12 protein-coding genes are annotated in these 14806 nt (G+C 60.9%); 3 read left to right on the forward strand and 9 right to left on the reverse strand.

Annotation, left to right across the window (positions count from 1 at the left end; translation table 11 throughout):
• Positions 1 to 380: 380 nt before the first annotated feature.
• The 4 genes from LVD12_RS04565 to LVD12_RS04580 are packed head-to-tail and all read right to left on the reverse strand — an operon-like array spanning position 381 to position 5590.
• Positions 381 to 1775 (reverse strand): hypothetical protein, encoded by a 1395-nt coding sequence (locus tag LVD12_RS04565; RefSeq protein ID WP_237066006.1) that lies wholly within the window; start codon positions 1773 to 1775, stop codon positions 381 to 383.
• The gene (locus LVD12_RS04570; protein WP_237066008.1) at positions 1775 to 2986 is read right to left on the reverse strand and encodes a peptidase C69 family protein; all 1212 of its coding nucleotides are present in this window, start codon (positions 2984 to 2986) and stop codon (positions 1775 to 1777) included. The genes LVD12_RS04565 and LVD12_RS04570 overlap by 1 nt, the downstream gene beginning before the upstream one ends.
• Positions 2979 to 4415 carry a flavin monoamine oxidase family protein gene (locus LVD12_RS04575; RefSeq protein ID WP_237066010.1) on the reverse strand — a complete coding sequence of 479 codons (1437 nt, stop codon included), beginning with the start codon at positions 4413 to 4415 and terminating at the stop codon, positions 2979 to 2981. The genes LVD12_RS04570 and LVD12_RS04575 overlap by 8 nt, the downstream gene beginning before the upstream one ends.
• Entirely contained in the window at positions 4412 to 5590 is a 1179-nt protein-coding gene (locus LVD12_RS04580; protein WP_237066012.1) for a carbon-nitrogen hydrolase family protein, read from the reverse strand. Before LVD12_RS04580 ends, LVD12_RS04575 begins: the two co-directional genes overlap by 4 nt.
• Positions 5591 to 5719: 129 nt before the next feature.
• Between LVD12_RS04580 and LVD12_RS04585 the strand changes: the two genes are divergently transcribed.
• Positions 5720 to 6487: a Mut7-C RNAse domain-containing protein gene (locus tag LVD12_RS04585; RefSeq protein ID WP_237066013.1), complete on the forward strand. Its 768-nt coding sequence runs from the start codon at positions 5720 to 5722 to the stop codon at positions 6485 to 6487.
• 91 nt (positions 6488 to 6578) lie between these two features.
• On the opposite strand, the gene nhaA is transcribed toward LVD12_RS04585, so the two are convergent.
• Positions 6579 to 8066 (reverse strand): Na+/H+ antiporter NhaA, encoded by a 1488-nt coding sequence (gene nhaA, locus LVD12_RS04590; RefSeq protein ID WP_237066022.1) that lies wholly within the window; start codon positions 8064 to 8066, stop codon positions 6579 to 6581.
• Positions 8067 to 8168: 102 nt separating this feature from the next.
• Between nhaA and LVD12_RS04595 the strand changes: the two genes are divergently transcribed.
• A complete protein-coding gene (locus LVD12_RS04595) occupies positions 8169 to 8921 on the forward strand; it encodes a TlyA family RNA methyltransferase (RefSeq protein WP_237066023.1) in 753 nt (250 codons plus the stop codon).
• A gap of 9 nt (positions 8922 to 8930) precedes the next feature.
• On the opposite strand, the gene LVD12_RS16060 is transcribed toward LVD12_RS04595, so the two are convergent.
• Both LVD12_RS16060 and LVD12_RS04605 read right to left on the reverse strand, forming a co-directional pair.
• A complete protein-coding gene (locus LVD12_RS16060; RefSeq protein WP_369413362.1) occupies positions 8931 to 9167 on the reverse strand; it encodes a DUF1272 domain-containing protein in 237 nt (78 codons plus the stop codon).
• Between the two features lie 87 nt (positions 9168 to 9254).
• A complete protein-coding gene (locus LVD12_RS04605) occupies positions 9255 to 9599 on the reverse strand; it encodes a 4a-hydroxytetrahydrobiopterin dehydratase (protein WP_237066024.1) in 345 nt (114 codons plus the stop codon).
• 238 nt (positions 9600 to 9837) lie between these two features.
• Here LVD12_RS04605 and LVD12_RS04610 point away from each other — a divergent pair, with 238 nt between their 5' ends.
• Positions 9838 to 11676: a DUF885 domain-containing protein gene (locus tag LVD12_RS04610; RefSeq protein ID WP_237066025.1), complete on the forward strand. Its 1839-nt coding sequence runs from the start codon at positions 9838 to 9840 to the stop codon at positions 11674 to 11676.
• Positions 11677 to 11760: 84 nt separating this feature from the next.
• On the opposite strand, the gene LVD12_RS04615 is transcribed toward LVD12_RS04610, so the two are convergent.
• Together LVD12_RS04615 and LVD12_RS04620 are read right to left on the reverse strand one after the other, a co-directional pair.
• Positions 11761 to 12750 carry a hypothetical protein gene (locus LVD12_RS04615; protein ID WP_237066027.1) on the reverse strand — a complete coding sequence of 330 codons (990 nt, stop codon included), beginning with the start codon at positions 12748 to 12750 and terminating at the stop codon, positions 11761 to 11763.
• Positions 12751 to 13217: 467 nt separating this feature from the next.
• The gene (locus tag LVD12_RS04620; protein WP_237066028.1) at positions 13218 to 14732 is read right to left on the reverse strand and encodes a fumarate hydratase; all 1515 of its coding nucleotides are present in this window, start codon (positions 14730 to 14732) and stop codon (positions 13218 to 13220) included.
• Between the last annotated feature and the right edge of the window lie 74 nt (positions 14733 to 14806).

Genomic DNA, 14806 nt, shown 5'->3' on the forward strand with positions numbered 1-14806 from the left:
GACGAGCTGGAAACCATGACGCGATCCCATTGCCTCCCGCTCGGCCTTGCGCAATTGACGGCCCAACAAACCGTAGGACCGCCCGTTCATGCGCAGCTTTCCCTCATCCGGAACACGGCCATCCAGTAGCGCAGTGTTCCAGGGCAGTCAGTTCCTATGATAACCCGGCAGCAGGCCAGTAAAGATGCCGCACTGTCTGGGTTTTTCCCCGAGCCGCCCTTGAGATTGGTCCTCAGCACGGTATTTTCAACTGCCAATGTGGCAAACATCTTCCCGGCGCCCCTGAACACCACCACATCCGGACCAATCAGACAGAAGCACCCCGGTTACCCCGGGATGGTTCAGTGAACAAGCAGGGATCGCCACACGGTCTCTGGGACTCACCAGTTCAGGGAGGAAGGCAGTCGCGGTGACGACAGTAGCCTGGCAAACCGCTGCCAGCGCTCCTCCTGGCTGTCCGCCCCCTGCTCCACATAGTCGGCGACCAGCTGCTTGCCCCAGTTGTAATTGATTACATAGGCACCGTAGGTATCCACGAAGCGCTTGCGCTGGCGGGCTTTTTCCGGGCTCATCAGGGTGTACTTCTCGAACAGTTCCACCGCTCGGTCGCCGTCGATTTCCCCATTGATATATTTCCGCGCGATGGTGTTGCCGGCAAAGCTCACGGTATCGATCAGCTCCAGCACCCGCTGGTATTTCTCTGCCCGTGAGGGATCAAGGCCCGCCAGCGGATACAGGGTTTTCCGCTCAAATGCGGTCTTCTCGTCCCCCGGGAAAGCCAGGTCGATACCATAGTTGGCGGTGCCCTCCGCGATCAGTGACTGCGGACTGAAAAGGGGGTAAACACTGAACTCGATCCAGCCGCGGTCCTTGACCAGCTGCTGCTCCAGCAGTGCGTTGTAGGTGTGATGCCCGGGATAACCCTCATGGCAGCCCAGGTCGATAGCCCGGTCGATCATGACCGGTAGCTCGGTATTCATCTGGATCAGGCTGTGGGCATTGCCCTGGTACCAGTTGTAGCCGCTCCAGGGCTTGTCGGTTACGTATTCGAGCGTGAATTCTTCATTCTCGGGAAGTTCGATGTGCTGTCGGGTCCGCTCCCGGCAGGCATCAATCGCCGCTTCGAAAACGGCCGACAGTTTGTCGGTGGGAATCTCAAACTGTTTCCGGAAGGCCTGCACACGCTGGTGCAGCGGCCCATCTCCGGGCAGTAATTCTTCCAGCTCCGCCAGGGCCGGCTCGAATTCCTCAAATTCCTGCTTCGGCGGCCGGGTATCGTACAGAAGCTCTGCCTCGCGGTCGAAATCGCGGGGACCATTGCCGGCGAGGTTGCTGGCGTGGGCGGCGATCGCACGCAGCTGGGTTTTCAGGTAGTGCCGACGCAGCCTGTCCATCTCTTCCGCTGGTTCAGGCAGAGCCTCGAGCTTGTCGGACAACGCCGCCGCGCGCTCTGCGAGCGCTGCCGGTGAGTCCTCATCCTGCTGTGCTTTTTCCCGCAACTCCTCAGGGCCGTAATAGGCATCGACGTAATTTTTGTCGTGGTTACCGAGTGACAGCACCAGCAAAACGTAATCCTGTGCCAGCTGGTCCATGGCATTCTCCGGTTTACCCTGGGTTCTATCCTCCGCGGGAGCCGCCTGCTGTTGTGCAGGGCCCTTACCATCTGCCGAACCGGTCTCGGGCCCGGTATCGGCATCCCGCTGGCCGCAGCCAGTCATCAGTGCAAGTGTCATGGCCACGATGGAAAAACCAGCCAGAATTCTGGTTGAAGTCATCAGCTTCCCTCTGTCACGGATTGTTTGGAATTGTGTCGGGTGTTCATCGAACCCGCTTCTGCCCGGTGCGGCCAGGAGAAGAGATCGCTGGCGTGGTGCTGCGCAAGCCCTTCCGCCCGGCTCAGGTCTCCCGCCTCGATGGCAGCAAATATTTTCTCTTCGGCGGCGTTGATCTTCGCCAGCATGCCGGTGCTGCTCCCGCGCTCGATGGTGTCGGCCATGGCAACACGGTGCAGCTCCCAGAGATCCGGCTCGCACACCTTCCAGGTACCGGTGAAGTCTACCGGACGAAACAGGCTGCCGCAGGTAGCGGCGGTACCGGTGAAGGCGACCCTTGGCCCCGCTGCCCCCAGCTGCACAATCATGGCATTGGTGGTCTGGGACGGCCGCAGGAACGCCAGAGGCGAATGCGACGGCGCTGCGTGCATACACAGGTCGGCGTTGCCGCTGGGGCCGGCCTTGCGATGCTGGCGCAGGATGGCGGCAAAGTGCCGGAAGCCGGTGCCACTCATGGGCAAGGCGCCGAGCGCGCTCAGGCTGGCCGCCCTGCGACGCCTGCTGGCTCCGAAGAAAGGCCGCAGCCAGGTATCAAACTGCTGCCGGAAACTGCCCTGTCTCCCCCCCTCCGTTGCGAGATCCGGGTGAACCCGTTCGGCATCCCGCTCGATGGTGAGACCGTTGGAAATGCTGTCACAAGTGTCTACCCGGGTAACGGCCCAGAGTTGCCCTGCGGTTTCCAGCTTCCAGGCGCTGCGGGCATCGGCGATCAGAAAACTGTTGTCATAGCGAAACTCCCGCTGGCTGAACCCCGCGGGTCCACCCTGGCCATGGGCCCCCAGCAGCGCGACGATCACCTCCAGTGCCTCGTCTGCAGTGGCCGCCCGCTCCAGGCCGAGACGGACCAGGTCCATACCCAGCAGTGCCGCCCCACGCCTGCGCAGCCGTCGGGAGAAGATCGCCTCATTGCCGATCGCCACCCCGCATTCATTCACCCCCATTTCCGCGCCCCACATCCAGGCGGGTCGGCCGATGATGCAAGCATGGCGATCCGGGACCTGGGGGATTTCGATCCAGGTACAGCGCAGCAAACGGCTGCGGTCACCGCGAACGGCCGGAATGACCTCTACCCGCTGCGCCTCGTAGGGATCCCGGTCACTGTTCTTGGCCAGCCAGGTTTCACCCGGACCCCGCCATACCAGGGTGTCACACACGGGGAACCTCCCGTGTCCGGCGCTGCATGAGCGATGTGCTGTCGACAGAGTACCGCAGGGCCTCGCGGATCTCGCCGGCAGCGCGCTCCGCGGCCTGCAGGGCGCCCTCCATATAGCCGTACCATTCGGTTGCAGACTCGGTGCCGGCATAGTGGATCGGGGCGTCGTCGCCGCGCAGCGTTTCGCCGTAGTGCGTCCAGACACCCGGTGGCATCAGGGCGGCATAGCAGCCCCGGCTCCAGGGCTCGCTGCTCCAGTCCCGGTCGACGTATTCCAGCGGTCTGCGGGCCTGTTCACCAAAGTAGCGGGCGAAGCAGTCGAGGACGTCCCGCCGGCGTTCTTCGGGGTCGACGCCACTGTAGTGCCGGGCGGTTTCACCCTCGAGAAACCCCATCAACAGACCGGAATCTCTGCCGGCCTCCGAGTTGTCGAACATCACCCTCACCGGGCCTTCGGCACTGGTGACCTGGCCTGACAGGCCCTGATCGCGCCAGAAAGGGCGCTCGTAGCGAGCGACACACTTGATGCAGCTGCCGGCAGGCATCCGCTGCCACAGCTGGTCACGGCTGGCCGGTAATGCCGGCGAAAAGCGGATGCGCAATGCCTGGTTGGGGGGCAGCGCCAGAATCAGTCGCCGGCAGCGGAGAACCCCGCCCTCGAAATGCACCTGCAGGTTGCCCTCCGGCTCGCGCTCGACGGAATGAACCGGGGCATTCAGATGCAGGTCATCGCCGAGCTCCATAGCCATGCGGGTGCAGAGTCCGGCCGTGCCCCCATGAATACGATCCTGCTGAGCGCCTCCAGTGACCGAAAGCAGCCTCTCCAGCGAATGGCCGGAACGGGCATAGAACAGCGCATGGAGCAGGGAGAGTTCCTCCGGCTCGGCGGCGAACACGGCACCGATGCCAATAGCAAACAGCTCGCGCGCGCGACGCGTCTTGCAATTGCGCTGCAGCCAGGTGGCCAGTGTCTGTCGATCCCACTCCTGGGCCCGGGGATGGGTCCAGGGGGTTGCCGGGTCTATGCTCTTTGCCATCCGCTCGAAACGCGCCATGGCCTGGCCAAGATCCAGCAGTGCCAGTGGCCCGATCCGCGGAATGGTGCCCCGGTAGCGCCGGCCCCGGGTGCCATCCCAGAGCAGGTTGTCGCCGCTGTCATACAGCGGCCAGGTCTCGAAACCGAGCTCCCCGATCAGGCGATACATCCTGTCCTGTCCCGGCCCCACCCACTGGCCACCGATATCCACGGTCTCGCCATTGGCAAAACGGTGGTTACAGAGACGGCCGCCAACCCGCTCACGGGCCTCGAGCACCGCGATGCGGAAATCCGGGCGGAGCAGCCGCGCCGCGTGCAGCCCGGAAATGCCCGCCCCCACGATCACCACATCCAGCAGGTCCGGCGGTACAGCGTTGGTATTCTGGTTGTTCACTGGAGAGACACTCCCTGTTGGTGCGGCTCGAGCCACAAGCTGGAAACCATGGCGGTATCCCGACGCTGGCCGAGAATCAGTTCACCCTGCAGCACGGCCATGGTCTGGCCGTCATCACCCAGGTCCCAGAGATCCCCACGCAGGAAGGTATTGATGCCGGCGCGCAGCTGCCGGCCACGTCCGCCCAGTGCGTATTTGCGCCAGGCCTCGGCCTCGGTCAGGCGCCCCACGTCATCGGCAGCCACATCCGCCGGAGCAACCGCGCCGTTATAGCCACCCCAGGGCGTCTGCCAGATACCGTCCGGGGACGAGAAAGACGGTACCGCCACGAGTTCGGCTTGTTCCACCTGGGCCCAGGTATCCGGATACCAGCTGTCAGCACAGATCAATACCGCCAGAGGCCCCGCGGGGGTCTCGAAAACCGGCAGGCTGTCTGCAACCGGCGCCGGCTCGGTAAAAGGCAGTTCGCTATCGATGGGATACACCTTGCGCACGGGCCCCGAAACCCGGCCATCCGCGTAAAACACAAAACTGCTGTTGTACAACGGCCCCCCGTGCACCCGGATCTGGCCATCCAGCACAGTCGGGGCGGGTAACAGAATCGAACCGGCAACAACGGTCACGCCGTATTCAATGGCGAGAGTGGAGAACAGCTGCTGGTATTGGCTGGCCATGTTTGCGGACTTGGTGCGGAACAGGGCTGCAGCAAAGGGATCCGCTTCATTCGCCTGCACAAGCCGGGAGAGAAAGCCCGGCAGGTTGCCGAGCGCTGCCCAGGTCAGCGCGTCGGTGGTGGTGCCGGAGCTGAATACGAGAGCGCTCTCGCCCTCCGCAACCAGCCAGGTACCGATATGCTCGGGAAAGACCACGATGGATTCGGCGCTCAACCAACCAGCAGTGCGGGCTTGCGCCAGATAGGTGGAAAGTTTGTACCGCAGTTTGCCGACATGGGCATAGTCCGTCACATCCAGGTGTGGCTGAACAGAGACCAGGTTCGCCGCGCCGGGAAGCGGGCGGTTCAGGGGTTCCAGCAGGGCCGGAGTAACCCTGGTGATCCCTGCGGGTGGCGGACGCAATGCCAGGAAAATGGTAACCGCACAAACCAGCAGCAACAGGAGCACAGTGAGGACAGAGCGACCGGGGAGCGCAGGTTTGTCGGGCAATTCTTTCATCATCATGAGCGCCGTTTTTATCGTTATTCATCACGCCGTTTACTTTTCGGCCACTATTATCCAGTGCAGGGCCGGATTATCGCAACGCCACAACCCGCCTGAGGACAATGATCACAGGGAGGACAGCGACTGGTGACAGATCCAGGCGCAGGTATCACCGTCACTTTCCGTTTTTACCGCGAGCTGAATGACTTCCTGCCCAGAAGCGAGCGCCAGCGCGACATCGTGCGCCACTACCCGGGGGCCGGCTCGATCAAGGATGCCATTGAAAACCTGGGCGTGCCCCATACGGAAATAGACCTCATCCTGGTGAATGGCGATTCCGTGAGCTTCGAATACCAGCTACTGGATGGCGATCGTGTCAGTGTCTACCCCCTGTTCGAGGCCCTCGACATCTCCACAGTGACGCGCCTGCGCCCGCATCCGCTGCGGGAACCCCGCTTCGTTCTCGACTGCCACCTGGGTCGCCTGTCCCGCTACCTGCGACTGCTGGGATTCGATACATTGCTGCCGGAAGATTCAGACGATGGTGCGCTGGTCCGGGTCTCAGTCGAACAGCAGCGCATCCTGCTGAGCCGGGATCGCGCCCTGTTCCGGCGCCGGGCACTGCAGCGAGGCTATTGGGTCCGGGCCACCAATCCGCGCCAGCAGCTGGCAGAGGTCATCGAGCGCTTCCAGCTGCAGAATGTCCTGCAGCCGTTTTCCCGCTGCACCCGCTGCAACGGCTCCCTCAGGCCTGTGCAGAAAGATGCCGTGCAATCCCGCCTCAGGGCAAACACCCGCCGGCTTTTTGATCAGTTCTGGCAGTGCACTCAGTGCGGCCGGGTGTACTGGAAGGGCAGCCACTACGATCGCATGTGCGCACTGATCAGTAACCTGGTCGGGCGCCAGAGCCAGTGAATCCGCCAAAGCGTTTGCCAGAGATAAAAAAGGCCGGGCTGCAAGCCCGGCCTCTCGGTCGACCCGGGGGAAACCCGGTTCTACCTGTTACTTAACCCTGCCGATCGCTGCTGCCGGCAGCAGCGGGGGTACCTTCTCCGGCTTCCTTCCCCTGGGCTTCTGTGTCCTCGTCCTCCTCTTCATCGGAGTCAGGCACAGCATACTCATCGGAAATCGGCGCCTTGCGCAGGATCAGAAAGCCACTGAAACCGGCAATCAGGGAAGCCAGCAAGACACCTGCCTTGGCCTGGATCAGCAGTTCCTCACTGCCAGCGAAAGCCAGCTCGGAGATAAAGATCGACATGGTGAAGCCGATACCACCCAATAACGCCACACCCACAATATGGTGGAAGGTGGCGCCTTTTGGCAAGCTGCCCAGGCCGAGGCGCCAGCCAATCCAGGTGGCACCGACAATACCAATCAGCTTGCCGAACACCAGGCCCAGGATCACGCCTAGAGTCACAGGATTCAGCACGGCGGTGCCAGTGGTAAAGCTGTCGATGGGAATGCCCGCATTCGCCAGCGCAAATATCGGGATGACCAGGAAAGCCACTGGCGTGTGCAAACGGGTCTCCATACGCTGCAGCGGCGACTGCGCCAGTTTCACGCCATTGCCCAGCGCCATCACCCGCGCGCGCAGGGCGTCGTTGGCAATGATCCTGTCACCGGGCCGGAAACTGCGATCGAAACTGCGGATAATGTCCTTGACGAAGGTGCTGAAGGCCACCGGGTCATACTTGGGCCGGGCCGGCAGCGCCATGGCCGTGATCACGCCCGCCAGCGTGGCGTGGATACCACTCAGGTAAAACTCGTACCAGAGCAGCACACCAACGAACATGTAGGCCGGAGAACTGCGCACGCCCGCAGCTTTCAGCAACCACAGGATGACCACCAGCACACCGGCGGCTGCCAGTGCAACCATGTTCACACTCTCGGTGTACCAGATGGCAATCACCAGGATGGCGCCCAGGTCATCGACGATCGCCAGCGCCACCAGGAACATCACCACCGCCCGTGGTACCCGGTTGCCAAGCAGGGCAATACAGCCCACCGCAAACGCGATATCCGTAGCCATGGGGATACCCCAGCCACGTGCCGCATCGCCGTCGCCGTTGAGTCCGGCATAGATCAGTGCGGGTATCACCATGCCGCCGATGGCCGCCATGATCGGCAGGACCGCCTGCTTCAGCTCGGAGAGCTCACCGACGAGAAACTCCCGCTTGAGTTCCAGGCCGACGAGGAAGAAGAAGATCGCCATCAGCGCATCGTTGATCCAGTGATGCACCGTGAGGGACAGCTTCCACTCCCCGGCACCAATACTGATGGGCATATGCAGCAGGTGCTTATAGGCCTCCTGCAGCGGTGAATTGGCTATCACAAGGGCCGCAATTGCCGAAATCATGAGCAGGATGCCACTGCTGCTCTGACGGTGAATAAACTCTTCAAAAGGCGTCACCAGACGCCCGAAAGCGCTCTCCAGGGGAGCCTCGAACACCCTGCCCTTGCGAATCCTGAACTTGCCCAGAACGCTTTTCGCCACCGCTGCCAACCTCCTATCCAGCTCACTGCTTCTAACAAGTGGGCCCAGAGGTTAGCATGTCAGCATCGAATTCCACCATATTTTTAGGATCGCCCTCCGCCGATGCGCCTGGATATCCTCCTCGTCGAACGCCAGTTGGCCAACTCCCGCACCCATGCCAAAAAACTGATTGAGGCGGGTCGGGTATGGCTGGATAACGGGGCTGGCTGGCAGCTGGCGCAGAAACCGGGCCAGTCGGTAACTCAGGATCAGCCATTGCGCGTCGAGCCCCTGCCGGAGGATCGCTATGTCTCCAGGGCCGGGCTGAAACTGGAAGCCATTCTCGACCATACCGGTCTCCAGCCCGAAGGCTGGCGGGCCCTGGATGTGGGCTGCTCCACTGGTGGTTTCAGCGACTGCCTGTTACAGCGGGGCGCGTCCCTGGTGGTCGGAGTCGATGTGGGCCACGACCAGCTGGCGCCCGAGCTGCGGGAGCACCCCCGCATGCAGCTGTTCGAGGGCCTGAACGCGCGCTACCTGGCTCCGACGCAGTTAATCCCCTACAGCGAGGAGGGATTTGATGCGGTGGTCATGGACGTATCCTTTATCTCCCAGACTCTGATCCTGCCGCGCCTGCCAGCACTGATGCGGCCCGGCGCACAGCTGCTCAGCCTCGTCAAACCCCAGTTCGAAGTGGGCCCGGAAAATATCGGCAAGGGCGGGCTGGTGCGTGACACGAAACTCTACAGGCAGGTGCAGGAGAAAATCGAAGCCCTGTGTGGAGAGCTCGGTTTGTCGGTGCGGGCCTATATCGACAGCCCGATTCTCGGTGGGGATGGCAACCGCGAATTCCTGCTCTGGGCACAGAAAACCTGACCCGGAAGCTCAGGAGCGATTGAGGATCTCCTCCAGCTTGGCCTTGAAGCCCTGGCTCGGAACCTCGGTGGGAGAAGTGGTGCGTGGCGGGCGGTGCACAAGGCTCCCCTGACAGTTGGGGCAACTGCGGGAGAGTGCTTCCGCGCAGCTCGGGCAAAAAGTGCACTCAAAAGAACAGATATACGCCCGGTCGCCCAGGCCCAGGGCTGCGCTGCAGCGCTCGCAGCTTGGCTTCATTTTCAGCATGACAGCTAAACCCAACTCCTGCTTCAGGTCACGCCCGGCTTGAGACCGCCGGGCGCGACGGCGAGAGGCGGCTGCCAATGCGCTCGGCTATTCCGCCTCGACTTGCTTGTCAGTGCGCGCCGCCATGATGAAGTCATTCTTGTGCAGGCCGCCGGCTTCGTGGCTCCACCAGGTAACCGTCACCTTGCCCCACTCGGTCAGCAGAGCCGGGTGGTGGCCGACTTCTTCCGCTATTTCACCAACCCGGTTGGTGAAGGCCAGAGCCTGCTTGAAATTGCGGAACTTGAAGACACGCTCAAGCTGCATCACGCCGTCACGGGCTATCGGAGTCCAGTCAGGGATTTCCCGCAACAGCTCTGCCAGCTCTTCATCAGAAACCAGCGGGGCATCGGCGCGACAGGCTTCACATTTTTGTTCGGCAAGTTCGGTCATGAATCAGTCCTCGAAGTGTTTCAATTATTATGGACTCGAGTGAGCAGCGGATGACTCTAACCGCGCCCCGGGACTGAAACAAGCGCACTGTGTAAAAGGCTATTTTATGTGGTTGTGCTGCACTTTAATGGGACAGAGTGCTAAAAAACACCAATGACCCTGCCCGCAATCCGGCCCTATCGGCGGGAAAATGGACGGCAGCATCCGCCACAGCAAGCGTTAAAGATCGAGGAAACCAATGAAAGCCACACTTCCGACACTATTGATTTCCGCCCTCGCGCTGGGTCTGGTGGCCTGCGACCGCGAGCAGAGCAGCGACACCGACATGCAGACTTCCCCTGGGGATAGTGCCGCGGAGCTTGCCACCGCGGCTGTAAATAAAGCCGAAAGCGACAGCCAGGATCAGCACTTCGATACACTGTCAGAGAAAATGATCGAAGAACTCTGGCAGCTGTTTCCCTCCTGGGCCGTCAGCAAGGGCTACTATGCCGTCGCCGATCAGCTCCAGGTGCCGAATGACGCCTACCGGGATCGGGTGCTGGCTTTCGCCCGTCAGTATCGCGAGCAGTTCTCACAGCTCGATGCGGAATCCCTCGATGCCAATGACCGCAGCGACCTGGCCCTGATCCTGAACTTCCTCGACCGCACGGAGTGGGAGCTGACCGAATTCCAGCCACACCTCTGGAACCCGGCCGAATACAATGTCTCCCACTCATTTGCCCTCATCCTTAACACCGAATACGCCCCGCTGGAGGAACGCCTGCGCACTTTCAGTGAGCGCCTGGAAAACGTGCCCGTCTACTACGACGCAGCGGAGAAAACCCTGGAGAAGCCGGCCTCGCCCCAGCTGGTACTGGCAATCCAGCAAAATCAAGGCGCGCTCAAGGTATTTGAGGGCGAAGTGGAGGAAAAACTGGCAGGGAGCGGACTCAGCGAAGAGGAAAAGCGGCTTTTCCGCGAGCGCCTGGAAAATGCACGCAAGGCAATCCGGGAGTACATCACCTTCCTGCAAACCCGCCACTCCGAGCTGGAGGAGAGCCAGGACTACAGGAATTTCCGCATCGGCGAGGAGCTGTATGAGCAGAAATTCGCGTACGAAATCCAGATCGGCATGACCGGCCGTGAACTTTACGAACGCGCATTGACGGAGAAGGAAAAGCTCCATGACAAAATGGAAGAGCTGGCAACCGAGCTGTGGCCGAAATACTTCCCGGATCAGCAGCCACCGGAAGGCCGGCTGGAAAAAATAGGCATGGTGCTGGAAAAACTCTCCGAGCATCACGCCACCAAGGAGACCTTCAAGGCCGAAGTGGAAAAGCAGATCCCGGAGCTGGTGGCTTTCGTCAAAGAAAAGGACCTGCTGACCCTGGACGAGGATAAGCCACTGGTGGTCCGCACCACTCCGCCCTACATGCGCGGCTTCTCGGTAGCCTCCATCAACGCGCCCGGCCCCTATGACAAGGGAGCCAACACCTACTACAACGTCATGCCGATCGAGGAATTCAGCGACGATCGCGCCGATAGCCTGCTCAGGGAGTACAACAAGTACATGATGCAGATCCTCAATATTCACGAGGCGATCCCCGGGCATTACACCCAGCTTATCTACGCCAATCAATCACCGAGCCTGATCAAGAGCATTCTTGGCAACGGCGCCATGATCGAGGGCTGGGCCGTTTACACCGAGCAGATGATGCTGGAGGCGGGCTACGGCGACTTCTCACCCGAACTGTGGCTGATGTATTACAAGTGGAGGCTGCGCGTCGTGATCAACACCATCCTCGACTATGAGATTCAGGTAAAAGGCATCGATGAGGAGCGGGCGCTGGACCTGATGGTGCGCCAGGGCTTCCAGCAAAAGGCCGAAGCCATGGGCAAATGGCGCCGCGCCACCCTGAGCCAGGTTCAGCTCACCAGTTACTACGCTGGTTATGCAGATATTCTCGCACTGCGCGAGGAAATGAAGGAGAAGCTCGGAGACAACTTCGACCTGAAGGCCTTCCATGAAAAGTTCCTGAGCTACGGCAATGCGCCGGTACCGGTGATCCGGGAGTTGATGCTGGGGGAACTGCAATAGCTCATCCCGGTAAGCACCGGTAAAAGTGCCTGGTGGCGGTGCTGTCTGCTGACGCACCACCGCCACACCTCCTGACTGCATCATTTACAGGCGATAAAACTTGACCGGAACTTTCATCGCCTTCATACAGCGCTGACTGAACTTGTCCGCCCCCAGAAAACCCGGCACATCCTCGGTGAGACAAAAACCGAACTTTTCTGGTAACTGGGAGTACAGTGAGCGTGGCGGCAGTCGGTACCTGATTCCCTTCAGCGCAGCTCCCGACTCGTATGAGTGGTAGTAGATGTCCATCTCACCCAGCTCGTTCCGGATAAACTCGATCGCGGCTGTCAGCGAGGCTTCTGACCAGATCTGCCGATACGGCCGCAGGTAATCACGGGCGTATTCCACAAACTGGTCATAGTGTCCACGAAACTGAGGCCATGCTTTGCGCAGGCGCTGGAGCCCTTTCCCGTCAGCCAGCACTCTCTGGAACCCACTTGCCAGTGCCTGACAGTTACGCAACCAGTCGGTCTGCAATTCCTCGATCAGAACCTCACCCCGGTCCAGGTCGATGTCGAGTCGCGCCCAGGACATGGTGTAGCCGCGATCCCGGTTGACAGGATGAGCGCTTCGACCGCGAATCGATACCTTGCTGCTACAGTTACGCCACCGTGGCTCATCGGGGAATGGCGAAACCAACCTTTCATACTCGCGGTTATGACGCCGATCAAAATTGAGCTGTAATACTAGGCTTGAACCTTTACGGGACGTCTGCTGCCAGTACCTTTTTTTCTGACTCCAGTGATCCACCGTCAAGTTGAAGGCCAATGGGTCTTGTGGCCATGCCAAGGGCAACTGGTGCCGGTGCAACTGGCCATCACCACAGCCTGCAAGTACAGGTTTCAAGAGTGGCCGGGACAGGAATTTAGCCCAGCGCCCCTGCCGAAGGACACGCAACGGTATTGACTCACACGGCCGGCCTGCCAGTTCCCGATCGAGCAGGTCCAGGCAGAACTTGTCGCGAAAATAGTAAAACGTTCGCCGGTGGCTACCCAGGCATTCCACCAGCAGATCCAGTTCGTATCTGTTCATCATTCACCGCGGATGCTATCCGCCGCCTATGTCGATTCCGCCTCCAACGAGCAGCCGCAAGCCTCGCAGTGCCCAGAAGGACGCGTGAAAAATTGGAGATTCATTTCCCTGCATCCAGGAAAATGAAAGAGTTTTGTGAAAATTGCTTTATGGAGTGCCGGGCCGGGCCCGAACAACACCCCGGAATCTATCGACAGAGCGACTAGCGGGGGGCAGTACCGGGGAGGCCCTGCACGGCAGCAATATCAAATTGACTGAACATTTGAGCCTCCTGTGGTCTGAGGGGGAATTGAATTGGGTGCGAACTATACGAGCTGGAAAAATAATAACAAGCGGCAAGAAAAGATTCGGGTAAATTCACGCGTCATTTTTTCGGCCCCGTGCGAGACTGCTTACGTAAGGCTTCCATCAAGCATAAAAAAACCGGGGCGGTGCCCCGGTTTTTTATTCTCTGGCCTGTGCGGTAATCAGCCCTGCACCTCGCCTTCCTCGATTTTGTGCTTCCAGATCAGTGGCCCGGTGTTGTGTACCGACTCGCCTTTGCTGTCGACGGCCACCGTGACCGGCATATCCTGGACATCGAACTCATAGATGGCTTCCATTCCCAGCTCGGGGAAGGCAACCACTTTGGCGTCCTTGATGGCCTGGGCCACCAGGTAAGCCGCACCGCCGACAGCCATCAGGTAAACCGCCTGGTTATCGCGGATGGCATCGATTGCCGCAGGGCCGCGCTCGGCCTTGCCGATCATGCCCAGCAGGCCGGTTTCTTCCAGCATGGTGCGGGTGAACTTGTCCATGCGGGTTGCAGTTGTCGGGCCAGCCGGACCAACCACCTCCTCGCGCACCGGGTCCACCGGGCCCACGTAGTAAATAAAGCGGCCCTGCAGGTCCACCGGCAGCTTCTCGCCCCTGGCCAGGATATCCACCATCTTCTTGTGGGCGGCATCACGGCCGGTCAGCATTTTGCCGTTCAGCAGCAGGGTCTCGCCGGGCTGCCAGCCGAGCACGTCTTCCCGGGTCACTTCATCCAGATTCACACGGCGGGTGTTGGCGCCGGCTTCGCGGGTAATCTCCGGCCAGTCTTCCAGCTTCGGCGGCGTCTGGCGCGCTGCGCCGCTGCCGTCGAGAGTGAAGTGGGTGTGACGGGTGGCGGCGCAGTTGGGGATGATGGCCACCGCCTTGTTGGCGGCGTGGGTCGGGTAATCCCTGACCTTCACGTCCAGCACGGTGGTCAGGCCGCCCAGGCCCTGGGCGCCGATACCGAGCTTGTTGACCTTGTCGTACAGTTCCAGGCGCAGCTCTTCGGCGCGATTGGAAGCACCACGCTCCTGCAGCTCCTGAATATCGATGGGGTCCAGCAGGGACTCCTTCGCCAGCAGCATCGCTTTCTCGGCGGTACCACCGATACCGATGCCGAGCATGCCGGGCGGGCACCAGCCTGCACCCATCTTCGGCACCATCTCCAGCACCCAGTCCACCACGGAGTCAGACGGGTTCAGCATGGCGAATTTGCTCTTCGCCTCGCTGCCGCCGCCCTTGGCCGCCACATAGACATCGACGGTGTCACCGGGCACGATCTCGTAGTGAATCACCGCCGGGGTGTTGTCACCGGTGTTCTTGCGGGCACCATCAGGGTCCTCGAGGATGGAGGCCCGCAGTACGTTGTCCGGGTTGTTGTAGGCGCGACGCACACCCTCGTTGACCATATCGGTCACGCTCATGTCCGCGTCCCACTGCACATTCATGCCCACTTTCAGCTTCACGGTCACGATACCCGTGTCCTGGCAGATCGGGCGATGTCCCTGGGCGCACATGCGCGAGTTGATCAGGATCTGGGCCATGGCGTCTTTCGCCGCCGGGTTGGCTTCCTTCTCGTAGGCCTTGTTCAGGGCCTGGATGAAATCCTGCGGGTGGTAGTAGGAAATGAATTGCAGCGCGTCGGCGACGCTGTCGATCAGATCATCCTGGCGGATAGTGGTCATAGCCGGCTCCGGTTAACGTCTCGAGGCGGGCGATTTTACACGAATCGGCGGCAAGTTGGGGCCTGTGCCCTGAC

It is taken from the genome of Microbulbifer guangxiensis (assembly GCF_021729075.1).
In the GTDB taxonomy this organism is placed as follows: domain Bacteria; phylum Pseudomonadota; class Gammaproteobacteria; order Pseudomonadales; family Cellvibrionaceae; genus Microbulbifer; species Microbulbifer guangxiensis.

Coding starts and splice junctions, on each gene's coding strand:
- LVD12_RS04610 (WP_237066025.1), top strand. CDS start 9,838: ATGAAAGCCACACTTCCGACACTATTGATTTCCGCCCTCGCGCTGGGT.
- LVD12_RS16060 (WP_369413362.1), bottom strand. CDS start 9,167: ATGCTGAAAATGAAGCCAAGCTGCGAGCGCTGCAGCGCAGCCCTGGGC.
- LVD12_RS04595 (WP_237066023.1), top strand. CDS start 8,169: ATGCGCCTGGATATCCTCCTCGTCGAACGCCAGTTGGCCAACTCCCGC.
- LVD12_RS04605 (WP_237066024.1), bottom strand. CDS start 9,599: ATGACCGAACTTGCCGAACAAAAATGTGAAGCCTGTCGCGCCGATGCC.
- LVD12_RS04615 (WP_237066027.1), bottom strand. CDS start 12,750: ATGAACAGATACGAACTGGATCTGCTGGTGGAATGCCTGGGTAGCCAC.
- LVD12_RS04580 (WP_237066012.1), bottom strand. CDS start 5,590: ATGATGAAAGAATTGCCCGACAAACCTGCGCTCCCCGGTCGCTCTGTC.
- LVD12_RS04620 (WP_237066028.1), bottom strand. CDS start 14,732: ATGACCACTATCCGCCAGGATGATCTGATCGACAGCGTCGCCGACGCG.
- LVD12_RS04565 (WP_237066006.1), bottom strand. CDS start 1,775: ATGACTTCAACCAGAATTCTGGCTGGTTTTTCCATCGTGGCCATGACA.